Source organism: Promicromonospora noduliphila, assembly GCF_056951025.1.
In genome coordinates, this window is sequence record NZ_CM167806.1 from 5,629,452 (window position 1) to 5,643,132 (window position 13,681).

Below are 13,681 nucleotides of genomic sequence, written 5' to 3' on the forward strand. Positions count from 1 at the left end.
CGCTGGTGGACGACGAAGTCGTACTCTCTGCCCCCCTCTTCGCGGACATGGAAGGCGAGGAGACACGCGCGCTCTTCGAGTCCATGGTGCCCGTGGAGCTGGTGCGGGGTGACGTGCTCTTCCGCGAGGGCGAACCGGGCGACCGGCTGTATGTCATCGCGCAGGGCAAGATCAAGCTGGGGCGCCGGTCGAGCGACGGCCGCGAGAACCTGCTGTCGATCCTGGGCCCGGGCGAGATGTTCGGCGAGCTCTCCCTGTTCGACCCGGGCCCCCGCACCGCGTCGGCCTCGTCCGTGTCGGACTCCGTGGTCTACGAGCTGCGGCACGAGTCGCTCGTGAAGTGGATCGCCGACCACCCCGGCGTCGCGACCCAGCTCCTCGGCGCACTCGCGCGCCGGCTGCGCCGCACCAACGAGACGCTGGCGGACCTCGTCTTCTCCGACGTCCCGGGCCGCGTGGCCAAGGCGCTGCTGGACCTGTCCACCCGCTTCGGCGAGCCCAACGACGACGGCATCCGCGTGGCGCACGACCTCACGCAGGAGGAGCTGGCGCAGCTCGTCGGCGCGAGCCGCGAGACGGTGAACAAGGCCCTGGCCGACTTCGCGACCCGCGGTTGGGTCCGCCGCGAGGGCCGCGCCGTCGTGCTGCTGGACATGGACCGCCTGGAGCGCCGGGCGCGCTGAGCTGTAGCAGGCGCGGTGGCGTGTGATCGGTAAAAGGTCAGGTGATCGGCATTCCGAGGTGCCGATCACCTGACCTTTTACCGATCACGCCTACCCGCGCGGCCGCCACTAGCTAGGTAGTGCGCGCCGTCAGCGTCATCAGTGTCGCCTCCGGGCGGCACGCGAAGCGGACCTGCGTGTACGGCGAGGTCCCTGCGCCCGCAGAGACGTGCAGCCAGGTCGAGTCCTCGCCGCCGTCGCGGTCGGGGCGAGGACCAGGCCAGCCGTGCAGGCCGGACGCCCGGCCCCGGTCCAGGTCGCAGTTCGTCACGAGCGCCCCGTAGTACGGCAGGCAGAGCTGCCCGCCGTGCGTGTGGCCCGCGATGATCACGTCCACGCCGTCGTCCTTGAGCTGGTTCAGCACCCGCTGGTACGGCGCGTGCACGACGCCGAGGCGCAGCACCGCGTCCTCCTCGCCAGGCACCCGGCCGGGCTCGGGCATGATGTCGAGCTCCAGGTGCGGATCGTCCATGCCGACCAGCCCGACCGTGCGGCCGTCCCGCAGCTCCACGAGGCCCCGGTGATTGTCCAGGTCCACCCAGCCGGCCTCGGTGAACGCCTTGGCGAGCGACTCCACGGGCAGCGGCACCTTGTCCTCGCGCTCCACCCGCGCGTCCGGGAGGAGGTACCGGGCCGGGTTCTTGAACGTCGGCGCGTAGTAGTCGTTCGAGCCCATCACGAACGCGCCGGGCACGTCCATGAGCTGGCCCAGGACGTCCAGGAGCGGAGCGAGCGCCTTCACGTGCCCGAAGTTGTCGCCCGTGTTGATCACGAGATCGGGTTCGAGCCCGGCGAGCGACCGCACCCAGGCCTGCTTGGTGCGCTGGCTCGGCGTGAGGTGCAGATCCGAGATGTGGAGGATCCGGATCGGCCGCTGCCCGGAAGGCAGCACCGGCACGGTCACCCGCCGCACGCGGAAGAGCTTGGTCTCCAGGTGTGCGTAGGCCAGCCCGGCGACGGCGATGCCCCCGGCGATCCCGAGCGCCTTGCCGACGTTACCCAGCGTTCCCATCCGGATCAGCCGTTCCCGTTCCCGCCGCCGCGGTTGTCGCCGCCGCCACCGAAGTTGCCATCCCCGAAGTTGCCGTCGCCGATCGTGATGCCGCCGTCGGAGTCGCCCTCGCCGTCCCCGCCTTCGGAACCGCCACCACCGCCGGTATCGCCTCCGCCGTTGCCGCCCTCTTCGCCGCCGTTGTCACCGCCCTCGTTGTCGCCGTTGGTCGGCCGCGGCGGGGTCGGGGCCCTGCCGACGAGGTTCGGGTCCGGATCCGGGAAGCTCACCACCGGCAGATCGACGACCGCCTGGTCCATGTAACGGCGCCACGCCGGCGCGGCGATGGTACCGCCGTACATCGGGCCAGCCTTGGCCGACTCGTTGTACCAGCTCATCGACGGCAGATACATGTTCATGTGCGGCACGTTGCCGCTGGCCTCGCCCACCCACACCGACGTGGAGAGGTTGGGGGTGTAACCGGTGAACCAGCTCTGCATCGCCTCGTTGGTGGTACCAGTCTTGCCAGCCACCGGACGTCCGTCCTCGAGCCCCGGGCTGAGTGCCCACGCAGTGCCCCACGGGCTGGTGTCGAAGACCTTGGTCATCGCATAGGCGACGGTGTTGGCGACGTTGGGCTCGAGCGTCTGCTTGCAGTTGGCGGACGGAACCTTCATGTCTTTGCCGTTGCGGTCCTTGACCTCGAGGATCGCCACCGGGTCGCAGTAGGTGCCGCCCGAGGCGAACGTCGCGTACGCCGACGCCTGGTTGAGCGGCGTCGAGGCCTGCGTGCCGAGCGTCATCGACGCGAGCACGTCGATGTCGCGCTGCTGCGGGTTGTCGATGGTCCGGAAGGTCGGCTTGCCGTCGTGCGTCAGACCCGACGTCATCGGCCGGAAGCCGACGTCCCACGCCGTCTTCTGCACGTCGCAGAGGTCGAGCTGCTGCGACATCCGGGCGTAGGTCGTGTTCAGCGACTGGAAGGTGCCCTGGAGCACGCTCACCGTGCCGCCCGTGGACCCCTCGACGTTCGACACGCTCCACGGCTGGTGCGTGAAGGCGTGGACGCAGCCGTCGGCCCGGAAGTCCGTCTCGTAGGCCGAGAAGCCGCCGGCGCTGAGCTGGTCGTTGAGCTGATGCCCGCTGCGCAGCCACTCGGCCAGCACGAACGGCTTGAAGTTCGATCCCACCTGGAACCCTCGCGAGTTCCCGTGCACGTAGTCGGCCGAGTAGTTCTGCGCCGTCGTCCGCGGCGCCGACTCGGCCCGCGCGTCGTACGGAATGTTCTGCGCCATCGCCTTGATCCGCCCGGTGCCCGGCTCGACCGACGTGACGGCGGCCTCGAGGTCGTACGGGTTGTCCGCCGGGACCGCGTCGACGATCGTCTCCTCCGCGGCCTTCTGCATCTTCAGGTCCAGCGTGGTGCGGATCCGCAGACCACCGCGGTACAGGAGGTCGTAACGGTCCTCCCTGGTCTCCCCGAACTCGGGGCTGCCCATGATCTCCTTGATGACGTAGTCGCAGAAGAAGGCAGCACCGGCGGCGGCGTCGCACCCGACCTCGATCGGCTGGACGTCCAGGGTGTCCGACAGCTTGGTCGCCATCGCCTCGTCCCGCTCCGCGGTGGAGATGTAGCCGAGCTGCCACATCTTGCCGATCACCAGGTCGCGACGGACCACGGCGTCGTCGGGGTTGGCCACCGGGTCGAACTGGCTCGGCGCCTTGGTGATCCCAGCGATCGTCGCCGCCTCGACGATCGACAGCTCGCTGGCGGACTTGTTGAAGTAGTGCTGGGACGCCGTCTCCACGCCGTACACGCTCGTGCCGAACTGCGCGATGTTCAGGTAGCCCTGGAGGATCTCGTCCTTGGACATCTCCTTCTCGATGGCGATCGCGAGCTTCGCCTCGCGGAGCTTTCGAGTGAGCGAATCCTCGCGGGCCTCCAGGATGCCGAACGTGTCGCCCTCGCGGTCGGCCTCCTCGATGAGCACGTTCTTCACGTACTGCTGGCTCAGCGTCGACGCACCCTGCGTGTCACCGCCGCCGAAATTGCTGACCGCCGCACGCGTGATGCCCTCAGGGTCCACGCCGCCGTGCGAGTAGAAGCGCTCGTCCTCGATGGCGATCACGGCGTCCTTCATGTGCTGCGACACCTTGTCGAGCGGGACCACGATGCGGTTCTGCGCGTAGAACGTGGCCAGCTTGGTCTTGTTGTCGCTCGCGTAGATCACCGACTGCTCGGACAGCGGGCCCGGAACCAGCTCCGCCGGCACCTCCTCGAAGACCTCGACACCTGTGTCCACGGTGGTGTCGATGCCCGAGGCCAGCGGGATCACCAGCCCAGCGGCGATCACGCCGCCTGCACCCGCGGTCAGCACGAATGCGAGCAGGAGTCCGATGAGCTGAGCCGCAGGAATGGTTCGGGTGATCCGGCGCGGCTCGCGAGGGTTCGCCATGGCCATGGGCCCAAGGTTACGGGGTGACCCTGACAGAGCACGCCGAAACCGGCGCCCCCGGTGTGCAGGTCTCGTGCGCAATCGCCGTCGCCGATCGCGGGCTAGCATCGACGCCATGGCGACCAAGTGGGAGTACGCGACGATCCCCCTCCTCATTCACAACACCAAGGCGATCCTCGACCAGTGGGGCTCGGACGGCTGGGAGCTCGTGCAGGTGGTACCCGGGCCCGACGGCACCGGGCTCGTCGCCTACCTGAAGCGCCCAACGGGCGGTGACGCATGAGCCACGAGCAGCGCCTCGCCGAGCTGGGCATCAAGCTCCCCGAGGTGGCGGCCCCGGTCGCTGCCTACGTGCCGGCCGTGCAGACCGGCCGCTACGTCTACACCTCCGGCCAGCTCCCCTTCAGCGAGGGCGTGCTGCCGGCCACCGGCAAGGTCGGCGAAGGTGAGGGCCTGATCTCTCCCGACGACGCAGCGGGCTACGCCCGCACGTGCGCCCTCAACGCGCTGGCCGCCGTCCGGTCGGTCACCGGATCCCTCGACTCAATCTCCCGCATCGTCAAGGTGGTCGGCTTCGTCGCGAGCGACCCGTCCTTCACCGGCCAGCCGGGCGTGATCAACGGGGCCTCGACGGTGCTCGGTGAGATCTTCGGCGACGCCGGCCTGCACGCCCGGTCCGCCGTCGGCGTGGCCGTCCTTCCACTGGACTCGCCGGTCGAGGTGGAACTCGTCGTCGAGCTGGCCTGACGCCCGCACGCCGGCCCGGGACGGGGCGTGACCGGACCCACTCCGGATTCGGTTTCCGTTCCGGGCCGTGCGTCGGCTATTCTGAGCAGGCTTCCGCGGAAGGGCTTCGCGCCCGGGGCGCGGTGGGCTCCATCGGGGTGTGGCGCAGCTTGGTAGCGCGCTTCGTTCGGGACGAAGAGGTCGCAGGTTCAAATCCTGTCACCCCGACCACGTGAAAAGACCCTCTGACCAGCAGAAACGCTGAGTCGGAGGGTCTTTTCTTGACTAGACCCTGTGCCTAGATGGCTCCATGAGGGACTGGTTGAGGGACAGCGCTTCACCACCAGAACCCGCCAACCCGTAGCCCTCGGCGACGCCTGCGAGGCCAGAACAGCCCCTCCTGGAACGCCCGTCCTGACTCGGCCTTCCCGCCTCAGGTGAAAGACTGGCCGCCTACCCGATAGCCAGGAGGCGTCCTATGAATCCGTTCGTTCTGGTCGGTGGCGGCCTGACGACAGCGCGCGCCGCGGAAGCCCTGCGCAGCGAGGGCTTCGACGGTGAGGTCGTGGTCGTCACCAGCGAACCCCACCACCCCTACGAACGGCCGCCCCTGAGCAAGGACTACCTGCGGGGCGAGGCGGCGCGCGACGCCGTCTTCCCACTGGACGAGGCCTGGTACAGCACACATGCGGTCACCGTTCGCACCAACGAGACGGTGGTCGGGCTCGACCCGGCGGAGCACAGCCTCACCCTGTCCGACGGCGCCACGCTCCCCTTCGCGAAGCTCCTCCTCGCGCCCGGCTCCACGCCGCGGCCGCTGGGGGTCGCCGGGACCGATCTCGCGGGCGTGCACTACCTGCGCACCCTCGACGACTCCGACCGCATCTCCAGCGTGCTGCTCGAAGCGTCTCTCGAAGGAGTCGGCCGGGTCGTGGTGGTCGGTGACGGGTGGATCGGGCTCGAGGTCGCGGCGTCGGCCCGGACCCTCGGCCTGGACGTCACCGTGGTGGGCCGCGGGTCGCACCCGCTGGGGCGCGTGCTCGGGCCCGAGATGGGCGACTTCTACGCGGGGGTGCACGCCGAGCACGGCGTCCGCCTCCTGAGCCGCAGCACCGTCACGCGGCTACGGGGTGCGGACGGCCGGGTCACCGGCGTCGACCTGTCGGACGGCACCCATCTCGGGGCCGACGTCGTGGTGATCGGCGTGGGCGCCGCCCCGAACGTCGGCCTCGCGGAGGTCGCCGGACTCGACCTGCGGCCGGCGGAGCTGGGCGGCGGGATCGTCGTGGACGGAACCCTCGCGACATCGCACCCCGACGTCTTCGCCGCGGGCGACGTGGCGAGCATCCCCTCGCCGCACTACGGGCGGCCGCTGCGGGTGGAGCACTGGGCGACCGCCGAGAACACCGGCGGTCACGCCGGCCGCGCGATGCTCGGCGCCACCGCCACGTACGACAGGCTGCCGTACTTCTACAGCGACCAGTACGACGTCGGCATGGAGTACACCGGCTGGGTCGACGTTCCCGGCGGGTACGACGACGTCGTCGTCTCCGGCGATCCCGGCAAGCGGGAGTTCGTGGCGTTCTGGCTGGTCGAGGGCCAGGTCGCCGCCGGGATGGCCGTGAACGTGTGGGAACAGATGGAACGCGTCGAGGAGCTGATCAGGTCTCGGCGCAAGGTCTCCCGCGAGGAGCTGAGCGGCTTCGTCGGCTGAACGGTGAGACAGGCAGCGTCTGCGGGGGCGCTCAGCCCCGGCAGGCCTCCTCCAGGGCCTTGTCGAGGCGGTCGCTGTCCATCGGACCACCCACATAGAGCGTCCCGTGGTAGGGCACGAAGACCTCGCGCTCGACACCGAGCGAGCGCATCCGCAGGGGTGCGCCATCAAACATGCGCCACCCGTCAGCCATGGGTACATCGCCCTGCGGGTTGACGATCCACATGGTCGCCTCGCGGCGCGGCGGAACGACCACACGGTCGAACGTCTCGCTGGCGTCTGGCGCGCCATGGGCCGGGTCGGCGTCGAACAGATAGTCGTCCCGGAAGTCGTCGGCCATCGCCTCGAACCGGTACACCTCGGGATCCGTGCTGATCACGGTGACCGGCCACTGCGACGGGTTGCGCACCGTCTGCACCGCTACGACGTCCCTGTCCCCGTCGAACAGCATCCAGAAGCCGTTGTCCGGAAGGCAGGCCGGGAGGCTCATACCAGCGCCCGCCCTGGCCGAACCCACCTCCACCGTCGCGCTACGCGCCGCGATCTGCCAGCCGACCACGCCCGCGACCAGCGCGGCGACCACGACGATGCCCACGATCCGGATGACTCTCGTGCCCGCGGCCTCCCGGCCTCCGCCGACTCCACCCCTGCGACGCTGGTCATGTGGGGAAGGCTAGGTTCGGCCCGCGCCGACCGTCCACGAAAGGCCGGGTGAATCAGGCACCTCGCCTAGCTGACGTAACAAGGTCCGCCTCCACCACGCGATCACGCACGGTTCCGGCGCCGAAACCGTGCGTGATCGCGTGGTGGAAGCGGACCTGGCCGAGCCAGATCAGCGCGAGCCGCCAGATCAGCGCGAGCCGCGCCGTTCCCGCACAGCCTTCGCCAGCTCGCGCAGCAGGTCCTCGGTGGTGTCCCAGTCCATGCACTTGTCCGTGACCGACTGGCCGTAGGTGAGCTCCGACAGCGGGCCCGGCTTCTGCGCGCCGGCCACCAGGAAGCTCTCCATCATGAGGCCCGTGATGCCGTGCTCGCCGTCGGCGATGCGGTTGGCGATCTCGTGCACCACACCGGCCTGGCGCACGTGGTCCTTGCCCGAGTTGCCGTGGCTCGCGTCCACGATCACGCCGTTCTCGACGGCGCCGCCCAGCCCGGAGGTGCGCGCCACGCGCAGGGCGGCCGCGACGTCCTCTGCCGAGTAGTTGGGGCCGGAGCGCCCGCCGCGCAGGATCACGTGGCAGTCCGGGTTGCCGGTGGTCTCGACGGCGGCCGCGCGGCCCTCGGCGTCGGCCCCGAAGAAGGTGTGCTCGCTCGCGGCGGTGATGCAGCCGTCCACGGCGACCTGCACGTCGCCGTCAGTCGCGTTCTTGAACCCGACCGGCATGGACAGGCCGGAGGCGAGCTGGCGGTGCACCTGCGACTCGACGTTGCGTGCGCCGATGGCGCCCCAGGTCACGGCGTCCGCGACGTACTGAGGGCTGGTCGGCTCCAGGAACTCGGCGGCGGCGGGCACGCCGGCGTCGAGCACGCCGAGCAGCACCTCGCGGGCCAGCCGCAGGCCGTGCCGCACGTCGTGCGAACCGTCCAGGTGCGGGTCGTTGATGAGGCCCTTCCAGCCCACGGTCGTGCGCGGCTTCTCGAAGTACACCCGCATCACGACGACGAGGTCGTCGGACAGCTCGCGCCGGAGCATGGCGAGCCGTGCGGCGTACTCGAGGGCGGCGGCCGGGTCGTGCACGGAGCACGGGCCGACGATCGTCAGCAGGCGGTCGTCCTCGCCGGTCAGGACGTCGCGCACCTCGCGGCGGGACGTCGTGACGAGGTCGCTGCGGGCCGTGCCGAGCGGCATGGACTCCAGCAGGCTGCGCGGGGCCGGCAGCGGGTCGAGGGCGCGGATGCGCAGGTCGGAGGTGCGGGTACCGAGGTCTGTCGCCTCGGTGCTGGGTTCCGCAGGGGTGATGCTCATCGGAATCGGGGCTCCTGGTCGGCGGGTCGGGGGTTCGAGGAACCGGACGGCCCGCCACCGACTCCTGGTCCGGAGCGGCCCGTCTGGCAAAGACGAAGGGCCTGGACGCGATCGGCGTCCCAGGCCCTGGCTCCGGGTGGAAAGTTGGTCAGGCGCTCGCCCGCCGGGCTCCACCAGGAGCCGACGTAAAGCGCCAATACCAACGGATGTCCACGGCCAGAACGGTAGCCTCAGCCCCGCCCGCTGTCCACCGGTTCCCATGATGCGGTCGGTCACAGCCCACGACCACGGCCGAGCGGCCACGGAGCCGCTACCGCGCGTAACGCTCCACGAACGCCCGCATGATCCGCATCGGCTCGGTGACCGTCACCGCCACGCACCGGTCGCGCACCAGCTCCGCCTCCTCGGGCGGGAAGTAGCCGAAGTCGCGGTAGACGGCGATCCGCTGCTCGATCCCCACGACGTCCAGCTCGGGGTGGAACTGCGTGGCGTACAGGTTCTGCTTGATCCGGAACATCTGCACCGGGCAGTCGGCCGACGAGGCCAGCAGCACCGCGTGGTCGGGCAGCTTGCGCACGGCCTCCTTGTGCCCGACGTACGCCGCGAAGGTCTGCGGCAGACCCGCGAGCAGCGGATCCGCCGCCGCGTCCGGCGTCAGCTCCACGATGACCGGACCCGGCGGCTCCGCGTACGTCCCGTCGATCACCGCGCCCTGGTGCGCGCCCAGGGTGCCGACGCCGTAGCACGCGCCGAGGAACGGGAAGTCACGAGCCACTATCTCGTCGAGCAGCGCGGCGAGCTCCGCCTCGACGCGCCGCTGCGCGGGGCTCTTCCGCTCCGGGAGGTCCGAAGAGTTGAACGGCCCGCCGCCGACGACGACCCCCGAGTAGTCGTCGAGGTTCACCGGCGGCAGCGGGTCGCGTTCGAGGCGTACTCGGTGCAGCTCCCCCGGTCCGAGGCCCCCGTACCGGCGGAACGCCTCGTACTCGCCGTCGGCAGCTATGTCCTCTGCCCGCGTGGCGAGCAGCAGAAACGGCTTCATGACAAGAGCGTAGAAGAGACGGCCCGCCGCGGGAACGGGTACCTGTGATCACTGCCAGCGGAACAGCCGCACCCCGAGCGGGAAGAGCACCACCGTCCATCCCACCAGCACGAGCACCTGCGCCATCGGGAACCCCTCCGTGCCGAACCAGCCGGCGGTCAGCCCCTGGGCGGCCGCGCCGAGCGGCAGGTAGAGGCCGATGTCCTGCATCCAGTCCGGCATGATCGACAGCGGCACCCACACCCCGGAGAACATCAGGGACGGGAAGTAGATCAGCATGCCGATGCCGGACGCCGACGAGGCCTTCTCGGCCCGGGCGGCGACGAGCAGCCCGAGCGAGAACATGGCGGTCGTCGAGAGCACGAGGACCAGCAGCACGACCAGGGGGTCCGCCGCGAACGGCACCCCGAGCACCAGCATGCCGCCCACCACCGCCGCGCCGGCCGACACGATCAGCGCGAGCACGTTGATCACCAGGTGCGCGGAGACCAGGTTCTGCGGCGGCATCGGCGTGGTCGACAGGCGCTTCAGGATGCCCTTCTCCCGGAAGGTCGCGAACTGCACGGGCATGGTGGTCAGCGCGATGGTCCCCACCGCGAGGGCGATGATGGTGGGCAGGTAGCTGGTCACCCCCGGCGCCTCGTTCCAGGGCGGCGGGGCATCGGTCATCGGCTCCGAGAAGGCCGGGATCGCCAGACCGAGGCCGAGCAGCAGCACGCTCGGGAAGATCAGCGCGAAGAACACCGCCGTCGGCTCCCGCAGCCACACCTTGAGCTCGGTCAGGAACAGCTTGGTGCTCATGCCGCCACCTCCTCGTTCTCCTCCGCGCGGTACGCACGGCCGGTGACCTGCACGAACACGTCCTCCAGCGTCCGCTCGACGGTGCGCACGTCGTCCGGCACCACGTCGGCGTCCGCAAGCGCCCGCACGACGGCGAACAGCACCTTGCGCGTACCGGTCACCTCGATCTCGTCCCCGGTCGGGACGACGGCGGCGACGTCGTCGTCCCGGGTCGCGAGGGCGGCGAGCAGCTCGGTGGCGCGGTCACGGGCGCCGTCGTCGGCGAACCGGAGCCGGACGCCGCGCGCGCCCTCGAGCCCCTCGATCAGGGCCGACGGCGTGCCTTCGGCGACCACGCGGCCGCCGTCGATCACGACGAGCCGGTCGCAGAGCCGCTCGGCCTCGTCCATGAAGTGGGTGACCAGCAGGACGGTGACCCCGGAGTCCCGGACGCGCTCGACGAGGCTCCAGGTCGCGCGCCGCGCGGCCGGGTCGAGGCCCGTGGTGAGCTCGTCGAGCACGGCCACCTGCGGCTTGCCCACCAGCGCGAGGGCGATGGACAGCCGCTGCTTCTGCCCGCCGGACAGCTTGGCGAACTGCTGGTCGCGTTGCGCGGTCAGGTCGAGCAGGTCCAGGAGCTCGGCGGAGTCCGCGCGCTGGGTGTAGAACGACCCGAAGACGTCGAGCGCCTCGCGGACGGTGATCTTGTCGTGCAGCGCGGCCTCCTGGAGCTGCACGCCGACGTGCTCGCGGATCGACGCCGGATCGGCCTGCGGGTCGTGCCCCAGGACCCGGACGGTGCCGCCGTCGGCGTGCCGCAGCCCGGCGAGGCACTCGACGGTGGTGGTCTTCCCGGCCCCGTTGGGGCCGAGGATCCCGAAGATCTCGCCGCGCGCGACCTCGAAGGACACGTCGGCGACCGCGGTCTTGGGGGCGGCGGCGCGGCGGGCGCCCGGATAGGTCTTGCGGAGGTGGCTGACCTCGACGACGGGAGAGCCGGGGTCGAGCTGGGGGTGTGCCACGGTGCTTCTCCTTGCTCTGGTACTGGTTCTGGGGAAGGTTTGGGGTCGGTAGCGCTCAGACGAGCAGCGGCCGCAGGGGCATGTCGCGGTAGAAGCGGTCGACGCCGAGGGCCGCCACGGCGACCGCCAGGACGCCGCCGCCGAGGCCGAGGAGGGTCCGCCCGGTACCGGCGTCCGCGAGGGCGTCCCAGCCGAAGATGTACCCGGTGTGCACCGACCAGTCCACGAAAACGACGATCGCTCCGATGGCCAGGAGCCAGAGGCTGCCGCCCCACGCGCCCAGCCGCCCGAAGCCCGCCGGGAGCATCGCGCCGGCCAGGATGTAGGTGGCGATCACGAGTGTCTCCCCCGCGGCGGTGACGGCGAGGCCGCCCTCGGGCACGAGTCCCTGGCCGAACCGCCACTCCCAGCCGAGCGCGCCCCAGACGAGCTGCTCGGCCAGCAGCAGGACGGCCACGGTGAGTCCGTTCGCGAGGCCGACGAGCACCGAGCTGCGGATCAGACCGTCCACGAACGACCGCCGGGTGCCCCCGGCGGCGAGGTGGAGGGGCAGCGTCGCGACGGCGATGATCATGCCCATCGTGAACACGAACCAGCGCGCGGAGCCGATGGTGTACTGCAGGGTGCTGCCGTCGAGGTCGCTGAACCGGCTCTGCAGGACCGCGATCACGATGCTGGCCAGGATGATCGAGACCCAGAACCAGACACCGACGGACAGCATCCCGCGGGTGAAGATCTTCTCGGACGCCCGCACGGACACGCGGCGGGCCTGCCGCCCGCGCTCTTCCAGCTCGGCTGCGGTGCTCATCGCTCGGTCTCCTTCTGTGCGGTGCGGCTGGTGAGATGGACGAAGAGGTCCTGGAGCGGGACGGAGCCGACCGCCACCCGGGTGTCGGCGGCCTCGACCTCCTCGGCCTGGGTGAGGGAGCCCTCGACCGTGACCATGACGGTGGGGCCGAGCTCCTGGCGGTGCAGCACCCGGTGCCCGGACGCGAGCCGGTTGACCACGGCGGCGTTCCCGGTGAGGCTCGTCCCCCTGCCCCGCATGTCCTCGGCCGGCTCGGCGAGGAGCACCCGCCCGCGGTCGACGACCACGACGTGCTCGAAGAGCCGCTCGGTCTCCTCCACGAGGTGGCTGGACAGGATGATCGTGCGCGGGTGGTCCGCGTAGTCCTTGAGCAGCTCGTCGTAGAACGCGTACCGCGTCGGTGCGTCCATCCCGAGGTACACCTCGTCGAAGATGGTCAGCGGGGCCCGCGACGCCAGGCCGATCGTCGCGCCGAGCGCCGACCGCTTGCCGCGCGAGAGGGCCGACGGGGTCTTGGCGGGGTCGACCTCGAACAGGTCGAGCAGCCGCGCCGCGTAGTCCGCGTCCCACTCGGGCCGCACCTGCGCGTAGTGGTCGAGCGTGGCGCTGACCTTCTCCTCCGCCAGGACGTCGCCGCTCTCGCGGATGAGCTGCACGCCGGAGAGGATCGCCGGGTTCTCCCACGGGTCCTGCTCGTGGCCGGCGGGGCCCACCAGGACCGTTCCCGCGCTGGGCCGCCGGAGCCCGGCCAGCAGGCCGAGCATCGTCGTCTTGCCAGCGCCGTTCCGGCCGAGCAGGCCCGTGATGGCGCCGGCCGGGAACGCGCAGCCCGCGCCGTCGAGCGCCACGCCGCCCTTCTCCCGCGAGACCATGCCTTGCTGCGTCATCCGCCACGAGGAGCGGTAGCGCACGGCGACGTCGTCCAGCCGCGCGCCGAACGGGGCGATACTCATCATTTCTCCTTCTTGGCGGCGCCCGCGCCGGAGCGGGGGGTGCGGCCGAGCACGTAGTCGACGATGTCGCCGACGGGGATGTCGAGGATGTCCGCCTGGGTCAGCGCGGGATCGAGCACCTCTTCGAAGTAGCGCTTCCGGTGGTCGGCGAGCAGCCGTTGCCGGGCGCCGGGCGCGACGAACATGCCCAGGCCGCGGCGCTTGTAGAGCACGCCCTCCTCCACGAGCCCGGAGAAGGCCTTGGCCGCCGTCGCCGGGTTGATCCGGAAGGTGGTCGCGAACTGGGTGGTGGACATGACCTGCTCCTCCTCGCCGAGCTCGCCGGAGAGCACCTGGGCGCGGATCCATGTCGCGATCTGCACGTAGATGGGCTCGGGTCCGTCGAACATGCCTCGGTCCTGACTTCGATGGTTCGTTACTTGACTAATGAACCATGGATGCAGGGCCGTGCGCAAGTGGTTTCGAGAAACGCGACAGGGGCGGGCCTGGTCCTTACGCACG

The 13,681-nt window shown here is 70.6% G+C and carries 14 protein-coding genes and 1 tRNA gene; 5 read left to right on the top strand and 10 right to left on the bottom strand.

Annotated features, from left to right (window positions below; all coding sequences use genetic code 11):
- Window positions 1-5 precede the first annotated feature (5 nt).
- Complete coding sequence (locus tag AC0QU1_RS24520; RefSeq protein ID WP_483573159.1) at window positions 6-683, top strand: Crp/Fnr family transcriptional regulator; 678 nt, start codon at window positions 6-8, stop codon at window positions 681-683.
- A 112-nt stretch (window positions 684-795) separates the two neighbouring features.
- On the opposite strand, the gene AC0QU1_RS24525 is transcribed toward AC0QU1_RS24520, so the two are convergent.
- Together AC0QU1_RS24525 and AC0QU1_RS24530 are read right to left on the bottom strand one after the other, a co-directional pair.
- The gene (locus AC0QU1_RS24525) at window positions 796-1,734 is read right to left on the bottom strand and encodes a metallophosphoesterase (protein WP_483573161.1); all 939 of its coding nucleotides are present in this window, start codon (window positions 1,732-1,734) and stop codon (window positions 796-798) included.
- Window positions 1,735-1,739: 5 nt separating this feature from the next.
- Window positions 1,740-4,175, bottom strand: coding sequence for a transglycosylase domain-containing protein (locus AC0QU1_RS24530; RefSeq protein ID WP_483573163.1), 2,436 nt, complete (start codon window positions 4,173-4,175; stop codon window positions 1,740-1,742).
- Between the two features lie 109 nt (window positions 4,176-4,284).
- Here AC0QU1_RS24530 and sp36 point away from each other — a divergent pair, with 109 nt between their 5' ends.
- From sp36 to AC0QU1_RS24550, 4 genes are all read left to right on the top strand, one after another.
- The gene (gene sp36 / locus AC0QU1_RS24535) at window positions 4,285-4,452 is read left to right on the top strand and encodes a Sp36 family protein (RefSeq protein WP_020017885.1); all 168 of its coding nucleotides are present in this window, start codon (window positions 4,285-4,287) and stop codon (window positions 4,450-4,452) included.
- Window positions 4,449-4,916, top strand: coding sequence for a RidA family protein (locus AC0QU1_RS24540; protein WP_483573165.1), 468 nt, complete (start codon window positions 4,449-4,451; stop codon window positions 4,914-4,916). Before sp36 ends, AC0QU1_RS24540 begins: the two co-directional genes overlap by 4 nt.
- Window positions 4,917-5,049: 133 nt before the next feature.
- Window positions 5,050-5,126, top strand: a tRNA-Pro gene (locus AC0QU1_RS24545).
- 247 nt (window positions 5,127-5,373) lie between these two features.
- Window positions 5,374-6,609 carry an NAD(P)/FAD-dependent oxidoreductase gene (locus AC0QU1_RS24550; protein WP_483573167.1) on the top strand — a complete coding sequence of 412 codons (1,236 nt, stop codon included), beginning with the start codon at window positions 5,374-5,376 and terminating at the stop codon, window positions 6,607-6,609.
- A 31-nt stretch (window positions 6,610-6,640) separates the two neighbouring features.
- Here AC0QU1_RS24550 and AC0QU1_RS24555 read toward each other — a convergent pair whose 3' ends face one another.
- The 8 genes from AC0QU1_RS24555 to AC0QU1_RS24590 form a co-directional block, all read right to left on the bottom strand.
- Complete coding sequence (locus tag AC0QU1_RS24555; RefSeq protein ID WP_483573169.1) at window positions 6,641-7,204, bottom strand: hypothetical protein; 564 nt, start codon at window positions 7,202-7,204, stop codon at window positions 6,641-6,643.
- Window positions 7,205-7,459: 255 nt separating this feature from the next.
- A complete protein-coding gene (locus tag AC0QU1_RS24560) occupies window positions 7,460-8,575 on the bottom strand; it encodes a 3-deoxy-7-phosphoheptulonate synthase (protein ID WP_483573171.1) in 1,116 nt (371 codons plus the stop codon).
- 310 nt (window positions 8,576-8,885) lie between these two features.
- On the bottom strand, window positions 8,886-9,617 hold the full coding sequence (locus tag AC0QU1_RS24565; protein ID WP_483573173.1) for a glutamine amidotransferase: 732 nt from the start codon (window positions 9,615-9,617) through the stop codon (window positions 8,886-8,888).
- A 48-nt stretch (window positions 9,618-9,665) separates the two neighbouring features.
- Window positions 9,666-10,418 (bottom strand): ABC transporter permease, encoded by a 753-nt coding sequence (locus AC0QU1_RS24570; RefSeq protein WP_483573175.1) that lies wholly within the window; start codon window positions 10,416-10,418, stop codon window positions 9,666-9,668.
- Window positions 10,415-11,419 carry an ABC transporter ATP-binding protein gene (locus AC0QU1_RS24575; RefSeq protein ID WP_483573177.1) on the bottom strand — a complete coding sequence of 335 codons (1,005 nt, stop codon included), beginning with the start codon at window positions 11,417-11,419 and terminating at the stop codon, window positions 10,415-10,417. Before AC0QU1_RS24575 ends, AC0QU1_RS24570 begins: the two co-directional genes overlap by 4 nt.
- Window positions 11,420-11,474: 55 nt before the next feature.
- Complete coding sequence (locus AC0QU1_RS24580; RefSeq protein ID WP_483573179.1) at window positions 11,475-12,227, bottom strand: hypothetical protein; 753 nt, start codon at window positions 12,225-12,227, stop codon at window positions 11,475-11,477.
- Window positions 12,224-13,180 (bottom strand): ATP-binding cassette domain-containing protein, encoded by a 957-nt coding sequence (locus AC0QU1_RS24585; protein ID WP_483573181.1) that lies wholly within the window; start codon window positions 13,178-13,180, stop codon window positions 12,224-12,226. The genes AC0QU1_RS24580 and AC0QU1_RS24585 overlap by 4 nt, the downstream gene beginning before the upstream one ends.
- Window positions 13,180-13,569 carry a GntR family transcriptional regulator gene (locus AC0QU1_RS24590; protein ID WP_483573183.1) on the bottom strand — a complete coding sequence of 130 codons (390 nt, stop codon included), beginning with the start codon at window positions 13,567-13,569 and terminating at the stop codon, window positions 13,180-13,182. Before AC0QU1_RS24590 ends, AC0QU1_RS24585 begins: the two co-directional genes overlap by 1 nt.
- Between the last annotated feature and the right edge of the window lie 112 nt (window positions 13,570-13,681).

Excerpts from the sequence above, each read along its gene's own strand:
- AC0QU1_RS24585 (WP_483573181.1), bottom strand. The coding sequence starts at position 13,180 with ATGAGTATCGCCCCGTTCGGCGCGCGGCTGGACGACGTCGCCGTGCGC.
- AC0QU1_RS24565 (WP_483573173.1), bottom strand. The coding sequence starts at position 9,617 with ATGAAGCCGTTTCTGCTGCTCGCCACGCGGGCAGAGGACATAGCTGCC.
- AC0QU1_RS24580 (WP_483573179.1), bottom strand. The coding sequence starts at position 12,227 with ATGAGCACCGCAGCCGAGCTGGAAGAGCGCGGGCGGCAGGCCCGCCGC.
- AC0QU1_RS24570 (WP_483573175.1), bottom strand. The coding sequence starts at position 10,418 with ATGAGCACCAAGCTGTTCCTGACCGAGCTCAAGGTGTGGCTGCGGGAG.
- AC0QU1_RS24525 (WP_483573161.1), bottom strand. The coding sequence starts at position 1,734 with ATGGGAACGCTGGGTAACGTCGGCAAGGCGCTCGGGATCGCCGGGGGC.
- sp36 (WP_020017885.1), top strand. The coding sequence starts at position 4,285 with ATGGCGACCAAGTGGGAGTACGCGACGATCCCCCTCCTCATTCACAAC.
- AC0QU1_RS24530 (WP_483573163.1), bottom strand. The coding sequence starts at position 4,175 with ATGGCCATGGCGAACCCTCGCGAGCCGCGCCGGATCACCCGAACCATT.
- AC0QU1_RS24590 (WP_483573183.1), bottom strand. The coding sequence starts at position 13,569 with ATGTTCGACGGACCCGAGCCCATCTACGTGCAGATCGCGACATGGATC.
- AC0QU1_RS24560 (WP_483573171.1), bottom strand. The coding sequence starts at position 8,575 with ATGAGCATCACCCCTGCGGAACCCAGCACCGAGGCGACAGACCTCGGT.
- AC0QU1_RS24540 (WP_483573165.1), top strand. The coding sequence starts at position 4,449 with ATGAGCCACGAGCAGCGCCTCGCCGAGCTGGGCATCAAGCTCCCCGAG.
- AC0QU1_RS24550 (WP_483573167.1), top strand. The coding sequence starts at position 5,374 with ATGAATCCGTTCGTTCTGGTCGGTGGCGGCCTGACGACAGCGCGCGCC.